The organism is Pseudomonas sp. PDM15 (assembly GCF_014851565.1).
In the GTDB taxonomy this organism is placed as follows: Bacteria; Pseudomonadota; Gammaproteobacteria; order Pseudomonadales; family Pseudomonadaceae; genus Aquipseudomonas.
In genome coordinates this window covers 409,144-423,631 of sequence record NZ_JACVAA010000001.1, presented here as the reverse complement: position 1 = coordinate 423,631, position 14,488 = coordinate 409,144, and the positions used below count along the sequence as shown (strand labels likewise).

Annotated in this window: 12 protein-coding genes and 2 riboswitches; of the genes, 11 read left to right on the top strand and 1 reads right to left on the bottom strand. The window is 66.2% G+C overall.

Annotation, left to right across the window (positions count from 1 at the left end; all coding sequences use genetic code 11):
* Window positions 1-22 precede the first annotated feature (22 nt).
* Window positions 23-1,126, top strand: coding sequence for an enoyl-CoA hydratase/isomerase family protein (locus IB232_RS01970; RefSeq protein ID WP_192396885.1), 1,104 nt, complete (start codon window positions 23-25; stop codon window positions 1,124-1,126).
* A 102-nt stretch (window positions 1,127-1,228) separates the two neighbouring features.
* A complete protein-coding gene (mmsB, locus tag IB232_RS01965) occupies window positions 1,229-2,113 on the top strand; it encodes a 3-hydroxyisobutyrate dehydrogenase (protein ID WP_192396884.1) in 885 nt (294 codons plus the stop codon).
* Window positions 2,114-2,164: 51 nt separating this feature from the next.
* Here mmsB and IB232_RS01960 read toward each other — a convergent pair whose 3' ends face one another.
* Window positions 2,165-2,701: a hypothetical protein gene (locus tag IB232_RS01960; protein WP_192396883.1), complete on the bottom strand. Its 537-nt coding sequence runs from the start codon at window positions 2,699-2,701 to the stop codon at window positions 2,165-2,167.
* 301 nt (window positions 2,702-3,002) lie between these two features.
* Window positions 3,003-3,103: riboswitch (guanidine-I (ykkC/yxkD leader) on the top strand.
* 53 nt (window positions 3,104-3,156) lie between these two features.
* On the opposite strand from IB232_RS01960, the gene IB232_RS01955 reads away from it, so the two are divergent.
* The 9 genes from IB232_RS01955 (at window position 3,157) to IB232_RS01915 (ending at window position 14,468) form a co-directional block, all read left to right on the top strand.
* Window positions 3,157-4,215, top strand: coding sequence for a putative urea ABC transporter substrate-binding protein (locus IB232_RS01955; protein WP_192396882.1), 1,059 nt, complete (start codon window positions 3,157-3,159; stop codon window positions 4,213-4,215).
* A 168-nt stretch (window positions 4,216-4,383) separates the two neighbouring features.
* A riboswitch (guanidine-I (ykkC/yxkD leader) is annotated at window positions 4,384-4,487 on the top strand.
* Between the two features lie 70 nt (window positions 4,488-4,557).
* A complete protein-coding gene (locus IB232_RS01950; RefSeq protein ID WP_192396881.1) occupies window positions 4,558-5,625 on the top strand; it encodes a putative urea ABC transporter substrate-binding protein in 1,068 nt (355 codons plus the stop codon).
* 63 nt (window positions 5,626-5,688) lie between these two features.
* On the top strand, window positions 5,689-6,504 hold the full coding sequence (locus IB232_RS01945) for an ABC transporter permease (protein ID WP_192396880.1): 816 nt from the start codon (window positions 5,689-5,691) through the stop codon (window positions 6,502-6,504).
* Complete coding sequence (locus IB232_RS01940) at window positions 6,501-7,295, top strand: ABC transporter ATP-binding protein (RefSeq protein WP_192396879.1); 795 nt, start codon at window positions 6,501-6,503, stop codon at window positions 7,293-7,295. The genes IB232_RS01945 and IB232_RS01940 overlap by 4 nt, the downstream gene beginning before the upstream one ends.
* 10 nt (window positions 7,296-7,305) lie before the next feature.
* Window positions 7,306-8,034 carry an urea amidolyase associated protein UAAP1 gene (locus IB232_RS01935; protein WP_192396878.1) on the top strand — a complete coding sequence of 243 codons (729 nt, stop codon included), beginning with the start codon at window positions 7,306-7,308 and terminating at the stop codon, window positions 8,032-8,034.
* A 10-nt stretch (window positions 8,035-8,044) separates the two neighbouring features.
* Complete coding sequence (locus IB232_RS01930; protein WP_192396877.1) at window positions 8,045-8,680, top strand: urea amidolyase associated protein UAAP2; 636 nt, start codon at window positions 8,045-8,047, stop codon at window positions 8,678-8,680.
* A 220-nt stretch (window positions 8,681-8,900) separates the two neighbouring features.
* Entirely contained in the window at window positions 8,901-12,500 is a 3,600-nt protein-coding gene (gene uca, locus IB232_RS01925; protein ID WP_192396876.1) for an urea carboxylase, read from the top strand.
* 58 nt (window positions 12,501-12,558) lie between these two features.
* Window positions 12,559-13,626, top strand: a complete 1,068-nt coding sequence (locus IB232_RS01920) for a DUF2157 domain-containing protein (protein ID WP_192396875.1) — start codon at window positions 12,559-12,561, stop codon at window positions 13,624-13,626.
* Window positions 13,623-14,468 (top strand): DUF4824 family protein, encoded by an 846-nt coding sequence (locus IB232_RS01915; RefSeq protein ID WP_192396874.1) that lies wholly within the window; start codon window positions 13,623-13,625, stop codon window positions 14,466-14,468. The genes IB232_RS01920 and IB232_RS01915 overlap by 4 nt, the downstream gene beginning before the upstream one ends.
* Window positions 14,469-14,488 lie beyond the last annotated feature (20 nt).

The following is a 14,488-nucleotide window of genomic DNA, read 5'->3' as shown; positions in this document are numbered from 1 at the left end:
AAAACAGCAGGTCTATAGCTCAATGAACATGCACTTCGAAGAACGCCCCGCCCTACACGGCTACCGCATCGGTATCGCCAGCCTGGACGCGGAGAAGAGCCTCAATGCCCTGACCCTGCCGATGATCGAGGCGCTGGACGCCAAGCTGAAGCAGTGGGCCGAGGATGACGGCATCGCCTGCGTGCTGCTGCGCGGCAACGGGCCCAAGGCCTTCTGCGCCGGTGGCGACGTGGTGCAGCTGGTACAGCAATGCCGCGAGCACCCCGGCGAGATTCCTCCGCTGGCGCGGCGCTTCTTCGCCGACGAATACCGCCTCGATCATCGCATCCACACCTACCCGAAACCGCTGATCTGCTGGGCCCATGGCCATGTGCTGGGCGGCGGCATGGGCCTGATGCAGGGCGCGGCCATCCGCATCGTCACCCCGAGCAGCCGCCTGGGCATGCCGGAGATCAATATCGGCCTGTACCCGGATGTGGGCGGCAGCTGGTTCCTCGCCCGCCTGCCGGGCAAGCTCGGCCTGTTCCTCGGCCTCACCGCCGCCGCCATCAACGCTCGCGACGCCCTGGACCTGGACCTGGCCGACCGCTTCCTGCGTGACGACCAGCAGGACGTGCTGATCGAGGGCCTGGTGCAGATGAACTGGCGCGAACAGGCTCCCGAACAGCTCAACAGCCTGCTGCGTGCCCTGGAGCAGGAGTCTCGCTCGCAACTCCCGGAGGCCCAGTGGCTGCCACGCCGCGCGCGCATCGACGCCCTGCTCGACCTGGCCGACCTGCCCGCCGCCTGGCACGCCATCACCGCCCTGCATGGCGACGACGACCTGCCCCTGGCGCGCGCCGCCAAGACCCTGGCCGCCGGCTGCCCGCTGACCGCGCACCTGGTCTGGGAACAGATCCGCCGCGCCCGTCATCTGTCGCTGGCCGAGGTGTTCCGCATGGAATACGCCATGAGCCTGAACTGCTGCCGTCATCCAGAATTTCCGGAAGGCGTGCGCGCCCGCCTGATCGACAAGGACCAGGCACCGAAGTGGCACTGGCCGGACCCGGCCATCATCCCGCCGGCGGTGATCGCCGCGCACTTCGAACCGGTCTGGGAAGGCGCGCATCCGCTGGCGGACCTGTAATCCCGTAGGAGCGAGCTCTGCTCGCGAATGCCCACAGGCGCTGCCTGCTTCGCGAGCAGAGCTCGCTCCTACCAACAAGGACATACGAGGAGAACAACAAGAATGACCCAGATCGCGTTCATCGGCCTCGGCCACATGGGCCTGCCCATGGCCCGCAACCTGTTGAAGAATGGCTTTGCCGTGTGCGCCTTCGACCTGGTCCAGGAGTCGGTCGCCACCCTGGTGCAGGAAGGCGCGCAACCGGCGGCCAGCGCCGCCGACGCGGTCAAGGGCGCTACCGTGGTGGTCAGCATGCTGCCCGCCAGCCGCCATGTCGAAGGCCTGTACCTGGGCGCCGATGGCCTGCTGGAGAAGATCGCACCCGGCGCCCTTGTGCTGGAGTGCTCGACCATCGCCCCGGATTCGGCACGCAAGGTACACAAAGCCGCCGCGACCAAGGGCATCGCCCTGCTGGATGCACCGGTGTCCGGCGGCACCGCCGGCGCCGCGGCCGGCACCCTGACCTTCATGGTCGGCGGTAAAGCCGAAGACCTGGAGAAAGCCCGGCCAATCCTCGCCGCTATGGGCAAGAACATCTTCCACGCCGGCCCGGACGGCGCCGGCCAGGTGGCCAAGGTGTGCAACAACCAGCTGCTCGCCGTGCACATGATCGGCACCGCCGAGGCCATGGCCCTGGGCGTGGCCAGCGGCCTGGATCCGGCCGTGCTGGCCGAGATCATGCGCCAGAGCTCGGGCGGCAACTGGAGCCTGGAGAAGTACAATCCCTGGCCGGGCGTGATGGAGAATGTGCCGGCGTCCAAGGGCTACAGCGGCGGCTTTATGGCCGAGCTGATGACCAAGGACCTGGGCCTGGCTCAGGAGGCGGCGCAGGCCACCGGTAGCAGTACGCCTATGGGCTCTCTGGCGCTGCAGCTGTATCGCCTGCTGCTCAAGCAGGGCGACGGCAAGCTGGACTTCTCGGCGGTGCAGAAGCTGTTCGTCGAGTAATACCTGATGGCGTTATAGAAGCAGCGGCGGCCCTGAGGCCTGCCGCTGTTTTCAGTTGGAGAGGCGCCAGCCGCTCGTCCCCTCGCCACGCTGGGAATGGCGAGTGCGGGTACGGTCGCGGTCATGGTCGCGCCCCCGATCACGCTCGTGGCGCCGGTCACGATCCTTGTCGCGATCACGCGGATAGCCGTCATAGCGCTGCCCGCCATGGCGCTGCCAGGATGACTGGTCGCGGCGGTCATGATCGCGGTAGCGTTGGTCCCAGCCATTGCGCGGCGGCTGGTAGCCATGTACACGCTGGCGATCCCGGTCGCGGTGGCCATCATGCCGATCATTGCGCCGACGGTCATCGTGCCACTGGTAACGGCCGTCGTATCCCGGTGCGTAGTGCGAGTGGCGGCGGTCCTGGTAGCGGTCGCGATGCCAGCGGTAGTTGTTGCGGTCATCGTCGTAGTAATAGACGCGGTGGGACGGATAGCTTTCGTAGTACTGCACGTTGTAGCCGGGACGGTAGTAATCGTCGCCGTACACGGCACAACCGCTGAGACTTATAGCGAGCACTGCAAGGACAAGGGCTAGACGTGACATGGCGGCCTCCTTCGACCGCTGGGAAGGGGCCGGCGATTGCCGGTACCCGGGACTGCTCCCACTGGCTTTGATCGCGGCGCCTGAACGAAGTGCAGCGGCGGCTGTTGTCGAAAGTTGTATCCGCGCATTTCGCACCACGCCGAAACACTGGCGCACCAGCTTGGCGCGCGCAAACGACGACAGTCTCCGGTCAGCCTGCGATATTCATCACGAAACGCTCTAAATAGAGCGATCTGGCACGCCATTCGCTATTAACCTTCGCGCAGGATGTGCCGGCCCGCTGGGCCTGCAGTTGGACAACGTAATGGCCGACTAGGGTTCCGACTCGCCAAAGGCGGGTGGCTGGTCCGAGAGTGGGCAACCTCGTTCGAGGTCACACGGAGGGATAAAAGCCCGGGAGAAACGCGCGACGCGGCCGCCGCCATCCTGTCTCCGTCCATTGTCCCGAGGTTGTCATGCTGACTCGCCTGCTGTCCTGTTCGCTGCTCGTCCTGCTGCTCCTGCAGCCCGCCCACGCCGCCCCCGAGAAACGCCCGTTCAAGGTCTGCTGGTCGATCTACGCCGGCTGGATGCTGTGGGGCTACATGGCCGAGCAAGGCATCATCGACAAGTGGGCGGACAAGTACGGCATCGAGATTCAGGTCCAGCAGGTGCCGGACTACGTCGCCTCCATCGAGCAGTACACCGCCAACCAGTTCGACGCCTGCGCCATGACCAACATGGACGCCCTGACCATTCCCGCTGCGGCCGGGCTGGACAGCACCGCACTGATTGTCGGCGACTTCTCCGCCGGCGCCGACGGCATCTTGGTCCGCGGCGGCAGCAAGGACCTGAAGGACCTCAAGGGCAAGACCATCCTGCTGGTGGAAAACTCGGTATCCCACTACCTGCTCAGCCGCGCCCTGGAATGGGCGCACCTGAAGCCCTCCGACGTGACCATCGAGAACGTCTCGGACACGGAGCTGGCCCAGGCCTGGCGCAGCGGCCGGGGCGACGCGGTGGTGACCTGGAACCCGATTCTCTCCGACCTGCGCCAGGACGGCGACAGCGTGCAGGTATTCAGCTCGCGCCACGTGCCCGGCGAGATCCTCGACCTGCTGGTAATCAACAGCCAGACCCTGGCCCAACACCCGGAACTGGGCCGCGCCCTCACCGGCGCCTGGTTCGAGGGCATGCGCCTGATGGGCCTGCCGACCGCTGCCGGCGCGGCGGCACGCGCGCAGATGGCCGGCGCCGCAGATGCCACTCCGGCGGACTTCGATGAGCAGCTGAAGACCATCCGCTCCTTCTACGCCCCGCGCTCGGCAGCCGCCTTCGCGCGCGGCGAGAAGATGCCCGACATGATGCAGCGCGTGGCCAACTTCGCCGATGCCCAGCAGCTGCTCGGCGAGGGCAAGGGCCTGCAACGCCTGGGCATCTCCTTCGGCGACGACCGCGTGCTGGGCAATAAGGCGCAGATCATGCTGCGCTTCAACCCGACCTACATGCAGCTGGCCGCCGACAACCAGCTGTAAAGCACCAACAGCGAACACCGCGCACCGCTTTCGTGCGCGGCGTTCGCCGGTACGGCACCGAAAACAACCAGCACCCCCAGCAAATCCGCGGCACGACGCAACTGGCACGATGTTCGCTTGAGCCCAGGCATGCAGAAGCACTCCGCAAGGGGCGCGGCACTACAACTTGCAATGGCCGACTAGGGTTCCGGCCCGTCCACCACGACGGGTGGCTGGTCCGAGAGTTGGCGACCTCGACAGGGGTTACACGGCGGGACAAAAGCCCGGGAGAACGCGCCACCTGATTCGTCAGGCCAGTGCCGCGCCGCTCCTGCCCGCATCCCTAGAACTGGAGGTCTACCCATGCGCAAGTCCCTGCTGTCCTCGCTGATCGCCGCCGGCCTCGCTGCCGCCCTGAGCATTCCCGCTCACGCCGAGAAGAAAGACCAATTCAACGTCTGCTGGACCATCTACGCCGGCTGGATGCCATGGGAATACGGTGCCGCCCAGGGCATCGTCGACAAGTGGGCGAAGAAGTACGACATCGCCATCGAAGTGACCCAGCTCAACGACTACGTCGAGTCGATCAACCAGTACACCGCCGGCCAGTTCGACGGCTGCACCATGACCAATATGGACGCCCTCACTATTCCGGCCGCTGGCGGCGTGGACAGCACTGCGCTGGTGATCGGCGACTTCTCCAACGGCAACGACGGCATCGTGCTCAAGGGCGAGAAGAAGACCCTGGGCGACCTCAAGGGCCTGGACGTCAATCTGGTCGAACTCTCCGTCTCCCACTACCTGCTCGCTCGCGGCCTGGAAAAGGCCGACCTGAGCGAGAAGGACCTGAAAGTGGTGAACACCTCCGACGCCGACATGGTCGCTGCCTTCGCCACCGACGACGTCAAAGCCGTGGCCACCTGGAACCCGCTGCTGGCCGAGATCGAAGCCACTCCAGGCGTGACCAAGGTGTTCGACTCCAGCCAGATTCCTGGCGAAATCATCGACCTGATGGTGGTCAACAGCGAGACGCTGAAAGACAACCCGGCCCTGGGCAAGGCCCTGACCGGCGCCTGGTACGAAATCATGGCGACCATGAGCGCCGATTCGGCCGCCGGCAAGGCTGCCCGCGAACATATGGCCATGGCATCGGGTACGGATCTGGCCGGCTACGAAGCCCAGCTCGCCGCCACCAAGATGTTCTACAGCGCCAAGGACGCCGTTGCCTTCGCCAACAGCCCGAAACTGCCGGCAACCATGACCAAGGTGGCCGAGTTTTCCTTCAGCCACGGCCTGCTCGGCGAAGGTGCGCAAAGCGCCGACGCCATCGGCATGAGCTTCGCGCGCGACGTGGTCACCGGCGACAAGGGCAACGTCAAGCTGCGCTTCGACCCTTCGTTCATGCAGCTGGCGGCCGACGGCAAGCTGTAAGCCCCGGACGGCTCACCCGCGCGCCCTCCGCGCGGGTCATCCCCTCCTATCCCGAGGAGCGCCATGCGCCTGATCAACCGACATCCGGACCGCGGCGGCCGCCTGCTGCTGATCCTGCTGCCGTTCGCCCTGCTGCTGTTCGCCTATCTCACCGGCTCGGCGGCGCGGCTGACGGAGAACCCCAACGACAAGCTGTTGCCCAGCGCCGGCCAGATGGTCAGTGCGATCGACCGCCTGGCCTTCACCGAGGACAAGCGCAGCGGCAACTACCTGTTCTGGCAGGACAGCGCGGCAAGCCTCAAGCGCCTCGGCATGGGCATCGGCATCGCCGCGCTGGCCGGCCTGTGCCTGGGCATCATGGCGGGCATACTGCCGCTGTTCCGCGCGCCGCTGTCGCCACTGCTGACCGTGTTGTCGATGGTGCCGCCGCTGGCGATCCTGCCGATCCTGTTCATCGTCTTCGGCCTCGGCGAGCTGTCCAAGGTGATGCTGATCGTGATCGGCATCACCCCGGTGCTGGCCCGCGATCTGGAGCAGCGCGCCCGCGAGATTCCCAGCGAGATCCTGATCAAGGCGCAGACCCTCGGCGCCAGCACCTGGACCCTGATCCTGCGCGTGGTGCTGCCGCAGCTGCTGCCGCGCCTGCTGATCGCCCTGCGCCTGGTGCTGGGTTCGGCCTGGCTGTTCCTGATCGCGGCCGAAGCCATCGCCAGCACCGACGGCCTCGGCTACCGAATCTTTCTGGTACGTCGCTATATGGCGATGGACGTGATCCTGCCGTACGTGGTGTGGATCACCCTGCTCGCCTGGCTGATGGACCTGGGCCTGCGCCAGCTCACTCGCCTGTGCTTCCCCTGGTATGAGGGAGCAAAAGCATGAGCGCCTTCATTGAAGTGAAGAATGTTTGGCAGGAGTACGGCGATCAGGTCGTACTCGAACGCCTGAACCTGTCCATCAACGAGGGCGAGTTCTGCACGCTGGTCGGCGCCTCCGGCTGCGGCAAGTCGACTTTCCTGCGCCTGCTGCTGGGCCAGGAGCGCGCCAGCCGTGGCGAGATCCTGCTTGGCGGCCAGCCGCTGGCCGGCGAGCCGGATAGCAGCCGTGGCGTGGTGTTCCAGCGCTACTCGGTATTTCCGCATCTCAGCGTGCTGGACAACGTCGCCATTGGCCTGGAGTTGCCACGCTCGCCGCTGCTCGGCCGCCTGTTCGGCGCCGCCAAGCGCGACGCCCGCGCCCAGGCCGAGGTGATCCTGAAGAAGGTCGGCCTCGGCCACGCCCTCGACAAATACCCGAGCCAGCTCTCCGGCGGCATGCAACAGCGCCTGGCCATCGCCCAGGCGCTGATCATGAAACCGCGCGTACTGCTGCTCGACGAGCCTTTCGGCGCGCTCGACCCGGGCATCCGCAAGGACATGCACGCCCTGCTGCTGGAGCTGTGGAACGAGACCAAGCTGACCGTGTTTATGGTCACCCACGACCTCTCCGAAGGCTTCAGCCTCGGCACCCGCCTGCTGGTATTCGACAAGACCCGTATCGACCCGCACGCACCGAACGCCTTCGGCGCGCGCATCACCTACGACATCCCCCTGAACAGCGACCGCCGCGCCACCCGCGCCGCCGTCGAAACGCTGCCGGCGCATGTCACCGGCACCGCGCAACCGGCCCTGTAAGGAGTTAGCCATGACTGCTGCACTCACCCTGCGCCCCAGCCTGTACGAAGAGCTCGTCCCCGGCGGCGGCCACACCTCCTTCGTCCTCAAGCGCGGCCAGCTGCTGCGCATCACCGACCTCGAAGGCGACGCCAACGTCAGCCTGCTGCTGCTCTCCGCCGCCGAGAAAAGCGAGCGCCTAAACCTGCCCGATACCCTCAAGTGCCAGCACACCGCCAAGCTCACCGCCGGCCACTGCCTGTACTCGGACATGGGCCGCGTGCTCGCCGCCATCACCGCCGACACCTGCGGCTGGCATGACAGCTTCGGCGGCGTGCTGAATGCATCGGAGGTCACCGAGAAGTACGGCGCCGGGCGCTATCAGGAACTGCGCAACGGCTACTTCCGCAATGGCGTGGACAACCTGCTGGTGGAAATGGGCAAGTGGAACCTGAACCTGCAGGACCTGCTGATGGCGCTCAACCTGTTCAGCAAAGTGACGGTCGATGGCGACGGCCGTTTCCACTTCGAGCCGGGCAACTCCAAGGCCGGCGACTACATCGAGCTGTACGCGCCGATGGACACCCTGGTGGTGCTTACCGCCCTGCAGCACCCGCTGGACCCCAACCCACAGTACGCACCCAAGCCGGTGCAACTGAGCTGGAGCAAGGTCGAGAGCGACGGCATCAGCGTGCTCTGCCGCACCTCGCGCCCGGAAAACGGCCGCGGCTTCCACAACACCGAACGTCTGTACATCTGAGGACGCCGCCATGAGCCTTACCGCCAGCAACAAGCACGCCGCCACCGCCGTCTACCGCCACGAGATCCCGGCCGGCGAGCCCTTCCTCTGCGAAGTCAAAGCCGGACAGACCTTGCGCCTGCTCGACCTCGAGGGCAACCAGGCGGTCGACACCCTGTTCTTCAGCGCCAAAAACCCGCGCGAGCGCTACGACCCGCAACGCACCCTGCGCAAACAGAACAGTGTGTACCTGACCACCGGCACCGTCCTCTACTCCAACCTGGGCAACCCGCTGCTGACCATCAGCGCCGACACCTGCGGCCGCCACGACACCCTCGGTGGTGCCTGCGCCCAGGAGAGCAACACAGTCCGGTACGCCTTGGACAAGCGCTATATGCACAGCTGCCGCGACAACTTCCTGCGCGCCAGCCTGCACGACGGCCGCCTGGAGAAGCGCGACATCGGCGCCAACATCAACTTCTTCATGAACGTGCCGGTGACGCCCGAAGGCGGCCTGACCTTCGAGGACGGCATCTCCGCGCCGGGCAAGTACGTCGAGTTGGTCGCGCACATGGACGTCATCGTGCTGATCTCCAACTGCCCGCAGCTGAACAACCCGTGCAATGGCTGGAACCCGACTCCGGCCGAGGTGCTGATATGGGACTGAAGCAGCTGCGCGAATGGCTGTTCCGCCTGTGCCAGAGCCGCTCGGGGCAGTGCCTGGAGCAGCCCACGCAACAGCAGAAGCGGGACCGTTAGCCGTAGGGTGGATGTCGCTTTTCACATCCACCGTACGGGCAGCTACCAAACATGAATTTCAGCCACGGACGACCGTGGTGCAGACGACTAAGACGGGACGGCCCGTCATCCCTTTCGAGGGTTCTGCAATGTTCGACAAACTCCTGATCGCCAACCGCGGCGCCATTGCCTGCCGCATCCTGCGCACTCTGCGTCAGCTCGATGTACAGGGCGTGGCCGTGTACTCCGAAGCCGACGCCGCCAGCCTGCATATCCAGCAGGCCGATGAGGCCTTCAGCCTCGGCGAAGGCCCCGCTGCCCAGACCTATCTGGTGGTCGACAAGATTCTGGAAGTCGCCAGGCAGACCGGCGCAAAAGCCATCCACCCCGGCTACGGCTTCCTCTCCGAAAACGCCGCCTTCGCGGAAGCCTGCGAAGCCGCCGGCATCGCCTTCGTCGGCCCGACGCCCGAGCAGCTGCGTGTATTCGGCCTCAAGCACACAGCCCGCGCCCTGGCCAAACAGCACGGTGTACCGATGCTGGAAGGCACCGAGCTGCTGGAAAACCTCGACGCCGCGCTGCAAGCCGGCGAGCAAGTGGGCTACCCGGTGATGCTGAAAAGCACCGCCGGCGGTGGCGGCATCGGCATGCGCGTGTGCAACAGCGCCGCCGAGCTTTCCGACGCCTTCGAGGCGGTCAAGCGTCTGGGGCAGAACAACTTCAGCGATAGCGGCGTCTTCATCGAGAAGTACATCCAGCGCGCCCGCCATCTGGAAGTGCAGGTATTCGGCGACGGTCGAGGCGACGTGCTTGCCCTCGGCGTGCGCGACTGCTCGGTGCAACGGCGTAATCAGAAAGTGCTGGAAGAAACCCCGGCACCCAACCTGCCGGCCGGCATGGCCGAGGAACTGTGCGCGGCGGCGATCAAGCTGGCCAAGGCGGTCAGCTACCGCAGCGCCGGCACCGTGGAATTCGTCTACGACAGCGCCGCCGAGCGCTTCTACTTCCTCGAAGTGAACACCCGCCTGCAGGTCGAGCACGGCGTCACCGAACAGGTGTGGGGTGTCGACCTGGTGCGCTGGATGATCGAGCTGGCGGCCGGCGACCTGGCCCCGCTGAGCGAGTTGGCGAAGAACCTGAAGCCCAGCGGCCACGCCATCCAGGCGCGCCTGTACGCCGAAGACCCTGGGCGCGACTTCCAGCCCAGCCCCGGCCTGCTCACCGCCGTGGACTTCCCCAAGGCCGATGGCAAGTACCTGCGCATCGATACTTGGGTCGAAGCCGGCTGCGAGATTCCGCCCTACTTCGACCCGATGATCGCGAAGGTCATCATCTGGCAGCCGACCCGCGAGCAGGCCAGCGCCGCGCTGAACCAGGCCCTGGCCGATACCCTGCTATACGGCGTGGAAACCAACAGCCAGTACCTGCGGCAGATCCTGGTCGACGCGCCGTTCGCCGAAGGCAATCCCTGGACCCGCTGCCTGGAAGGCCTGACCTACCAGGCCAACACCTTCGAGGTGCTTTCCGCCGGCACCCAGACCACCATTCAGGACTTCCCCGGCCGCCTCGGCTACTGGGCCGTCGGCGTACCGCCATCGGGGCCGATGGACGACCGCGCGCTGCGCCTGGGCAACCGCCTGCTGGGCAATGACGAAGGCGCCGCCGGCCTGGAAATCACCATGAGCGGCCCGCTGCTGCGCTTCAACACCGACGCCGTAGTGGCAGTGACCGGCGCCGCGATTCCGCTGAGCCTGGATGGCAACGAACAGCCAATGAACACTGCGCTGCTGATCAAGGCCGGCAGCACGCTGAGCCTCGGCACCATCGCTGGCAGCGGCGCACGGTCTTATCTGACTCTGCGCGGCGGCCTGCAGGTGCCGGAGTACCTGGGCAGCAAAAGCACCTTCACCCTCGGCCAGTTCGGCGGCCACGGTGGTCGCGCCCTGCGCGCCGGCGACGTGCTGCATATTCCACCTCTCGGCAATACGAGCAACGGCGCGCAGCTGCCCGCCGAGCTGTGCACCACCCTGCCTGCCGTCCGTGAAATCCGCGTGATCTACGGCCCGCATGGCGCGCCGGAATACTTCACCCCGACCTATATCGACACCTTCCTCGCCACCGACTGGGAAGTGCACTTCAACTCCAGTCGTACCGGCGTGCGCCTGATCGGCCCGAAACCGGAGTGGGTGCGCGACAGCGGCGGCGAAGCCGGTCTGCACCCGTCGAATATCCACGACAACCCGTATGCGATTGGCGCGGTGGACTTCACCGGCGACATGCCGGTGATCCTCGGCCCGGACGGCCCGAGCCTGGGCGGCTTCGTCTGCCCGGTGACCATCATCGAGGCCGACCTGTGGCAGCTCGGCCAGCTCAAGGCCGGCGACAAGCTGCGCTTCGTGCCGGTGAACATCGAGACCGCCCGCACCCTGGCCAAGGCGCGCAAGGCGGAAGTCGCCGGGCTCGAAGCCGTTGAAGTCAACTGGCAACCAATCCCGCTGGAGCCGCCGGTGATCCTCGACATCGGCAGCCAGGACAAGCGCCTGGTCGCCCGCCTCTCCGGCGACACCCACCTGCTGCTGGAGATCGGCCAGGCCGAGCTGGACCTGGTGCTGCGTTTCCGAGGTCACGCGCTGATGCAGGCGCTGGAAGCGAAGAGCCTGAAGGGCGTGATCGATCTGACGCCGGGCATTCGCTCGCTGCAGGTGCACTACCAGCCGGAAACCCTGTCGCTGGCCAACCTGCTGGCGGTGGTGATCGGCGAGTGGGACGCAGTGTGCAACGCCCAGGATCTCAAGGTGCCGTCGCGCATCGTGCATCTACCGCTGTCCTGGGACGATCCGGCCTGCCAGCTGGCCATCGACAAGTACATGACCACGGTGCGCAAGGACGCGCCCTGGTGCCCGAGCAACCTGGAATTTATCCGCCGCATCAACGACCTGCCCAACCTCGACGAGGTGTACAGAACCGTCTTTGATGCCAGCTACCTGGTGATGGGCCTGGGCGACGTCTACCTCGGCGCACCGGTGGCCACACCGCTGGACCCGCGCCACCGCCTGGTCACCACCAAGTACAACCCGGCGCGCACCTGGACCGCGGAGAACTCGGTGGGCATCGGCGGCGCCTACATGTGCGTGTACGGCATGGAAGGCCCCGGCGGTTACCAGTTCGTCGGCCGCACCCTACAGATGTGGAACCGCTACCGCGAAGTCGCCGCCTTCCACGGCAAGCCCTGGCTGCTGCGCTTCTTCGACCAGATCCGCTTCTACCCGGTGGGGGCCGAGGAACTGCTGCAGATCCGCCGCGACTTCCCTCTTGGCCGCTATGAACTGCGCATCGAGGACAGCGAACTGGCCCTGGCCGACTACCAGGATTTCCTGACCGAGGAAGCCGAGGGCATCGACGCCTTCCGCAGCCAGCAACGTGCCGCCTTCGACGCCGAACGCCAGCGCTGGATCGCCTCCGGCCAGGCCCATTACGAGAGTGAGGAAGTGGTCGCCGAACTGGGTGAAGACGCGCCGCTGGCGGCCGGCCAGCACAGCATCGACAGCCATATCGCCGGCAACCTCTGGCAGGTGCAGGTCGAGCCGGGCGCCACGGTGCAGGCCGGCGATGTGCTGGTGATCCTCGAGTCGATGAAGATGGAAATCCCCCTCACCGCCCCGCGTGACGGCGTGGTGCGTGAAGTCCGCGTGCAACCCGGCTCGCCGGTGCGCGCGGGGCAGCGCGTGGTGGTGCTGGAGGAAGCCTGACTGGCTGGAGCGCCGATCACGGGGTAGAGTGCGGGCAGCGCATCCACAGGGAAGAACCATGCCGCTGACCCGCGACCAGGCCCAGCAACGGGCCGACGATATCCAGGCGTTCCGCCGCGAGGCGCAGCGCCTGCGCGCCGAGGACGCCCTGGCCCTGGGCGACGAACCGCTCGCCCACATCGCCGCCCACCACGACCAGTTGCTGGCCCAGTACCGCAGCAGCTTCGACATCGACCACGACCAGCAGACCAAGCGCCTGTCCCTGAGCATGCGCGTGGTCTCGCTGCTCGGTGCGCTGGCCCTGGCGGCCAGCCTGCTGTTCTTCTTCTACCAGTTCTGGGGCCTGTTCGGCGAAGCGCTGCAGGTTGGCATCCTGATCGGCTTCTCGCTCGGCAGCTTGCTGTTGACCTTCGTCCTGCAGCAGCGCGACGCTTCCGGCTACTTCGCCAAGCTGTCCGGCGTGCTGGCGCTGGCCTGCTTCATGCTGAACATCCACATGCTCGGGCAGATCTTCAACATCACGCCCACCGACAAGGCACTGTTGCCCTGGGCCGTATACGCCCTGCTGCTGGCCTACACCTGCAACGCACGCCTGCTGCTGGCCGCCGGCCTCGCCTGCCTTCTGGCCTACAGCGGCACGCGCATCAGCGAATGGTGCGGCTGGCTGTGGCTGGAAGCGGCCGAGCGGCCGGAACACTTCCTGCCCGGCGGCCTGCTGGTATTCGTGCTGCCGGCGCTGCTGTCCCAGGCGCGCTTCAGTGGCTTCGCCGCCACCTACCGCATCGTCGGCATGCTGGCCATGCTGCTGCCGATACTGGTGCTGGCCAACTGGGGGCGCGGCAGCTACTTGCCGTTCGAGTACGCCAGCATCGAGAAGCTCTACCAGCTGCTCGGCTTTGCCGTCAGCGCCCTGTTCATCTGGCTCGGCATTCGCCGCGACTGGGCCGAAGTCACCCTGCTCGGCCAGCTGTCGTTCCTGCTGTTCCTGTTTATCAAGATGGTCGACTGGTGGTGGGACGTGCTGCCCAAGTATCTGTTCTTCCTGATCCTCGGCCTGACCGCGATTCTCGCCCTGCTGGTGCTTGGCCGACTGCGTCGTGGCCACAAGGGAGGTGAGCGCGCATGATCACTCTCAAGCCCCGCCACGGCCTGCTGGCCGGTCTGGCGCTGATACTGCTGAGCAATGCCGTGGCCCTCGCCGGCGTCTGGTACAACCGCCAGGGCGAGCCGGAGAGTCGGTTACTGCTGTCCGAAAGGGAGCTGCGCCGCGACTGGGACGGCCCATACAAGGAGAACAGCGGCCTGGTCATGCGCCTGGACTGGCGCATGCCGCGCCACGATGCCCCCGATGCGGACAGTTGCTACAGCGGCCACGGTCTGAGCGATGCCCAACTGCGCGCGCTCGGCCTGCCCAGCAACGGCACGGAGCCGCGCCGCAACACCCTCCCTGCCTGGGCCATGCTGGAGCTGGACGGCCCCGCTTATCAGCAGTCGCTGCAACTGGCCGAGCGCCATCTGCAGAAGACCAGCGCGCGCTTGCAACAGCTACCGGACGACAAGCAGCTGCAAGCCCAGAAAAAGGCCGCACGCGACGCCCTTGCCAACGAGCGCAGCAAGGACAGCCGTCTGTTCCTGGTCGATGTCGGCTTGGACGCCACGGCGTTGCGCCAGCGCTACCCGGACCGCAGCCGGTACGCCCTGGTGCAAGGCACCGTGCGGGTCTGGCAAAGCTGCTACAGCTCCACGCACAGCACATTGAGCGGCGCCTTCGATCCAAGCAACGAGCGCATCAACGTACCCCATGCCTGGCGCCAGACATTGGCCGAGCGGCTGCCTGCCTACTACGGCAACAACGACCAGCCATTCAGCGCCGAAATCAGCTTCGGCCAGCGTTTCGAACCCTGGCTCAGCGCCGTGCAGGTCACGGAAAACCGCAACCGCAATGACGAAAACGGCGCACCGCGCTAGCATTGCGCCATTCCTTCAAG

What these genes read in the sequence shown, in the direction of transcription:
- IB232_RS01945 (WP_192396880.1), top strand. Translation starts at nt 5,689, where the DNA reads ATGCGCCTGATCAACCGACATCCGGACCGCGGCGGCCGCCTGCTGCTG.
- IB232_RS01970 (WP_192396885.1), top strand. Translation starts at nt 23, where the DNA reads ATGAACATGCACTTCGAAGAACGCCCCGCCCTACACGGCTACCGCATC.
- IB232_RS01955 (WP_192396882.1), top strand. Translation starts at nt 3,157, where the DNA reads ATGCTGACTCGCCTGCTGTCCTGTTCGCTGCTCGTCCTGCTGCTCCTG.
- IB232_RS01930 (WP_192396877.1), top strand. Translation starts at nt 8,045, where the DNA reads ATGAGCCTTACCGCCAGCAACAAGCACGCCGCCACCGCCGTCTACCGC.
- IB232_RS01935 (WP_192396878.1), top strand. Translation starts at nt 7,306, where the DNA reads ATGACTGCTGCACTCACCCTGCGCCCCAGCCTGTACGAAGAGCTCGTC.
- IB232_RS01950 (WP_192396881.1), top strand. Translation starts at nt 4,558, where the DNA reads ATGCGCAAGTCCCTGCTGTCCTCGCTGATCGCCGCCGGCCTCGCTGCC.
- IB232_RS01920 (WP_192396875.1), top strand. Translation starts at nt 12,559, where the DNA reads ATGCCGCTGACCCGCGACCAGGCCCAGCAACGGGCCGACGATATCCAG.
- uca (WP_192396876.1), top strand. Translation starts at nt 8,901, where the DNA reads ATGTTCGACAAACTCCTGATCGCCAACCGCGGCGCCATTGCCTGCCGC.
- IB232_RS01915 (WP_192396874.1), top strand. Translation starts at nt 13,623, where the DNA reads ATGATCACTCTCAAGCCCCGCCACGGCCTGCTGGCCGGTCTGGCGCTG.
- IB232_RS01960 (WP_192396883.1), bottom strand. Translation starts at nt 2,701, where the DNA reads ATGTCACGTCTAGCCCTTGTCCTTGCAGTGCTCGCTATAAGTCTCAGC.
- IB232_RS01940 (WP_192396879.1), top strand. Translation starts at nt 6,501, where the DNA reads ATGAGCGCCTTCATTGAAGTGAAGAATGTTTGGCAGGAGTACGGCGAT.
- mmsB (WP_192396884.1), top strand. Translation starts at nt 1,229, where the DNA reads ATGACCCAGATCGCGTTCATCGGCCTCGGCCACATGGGCCTGCCCATG.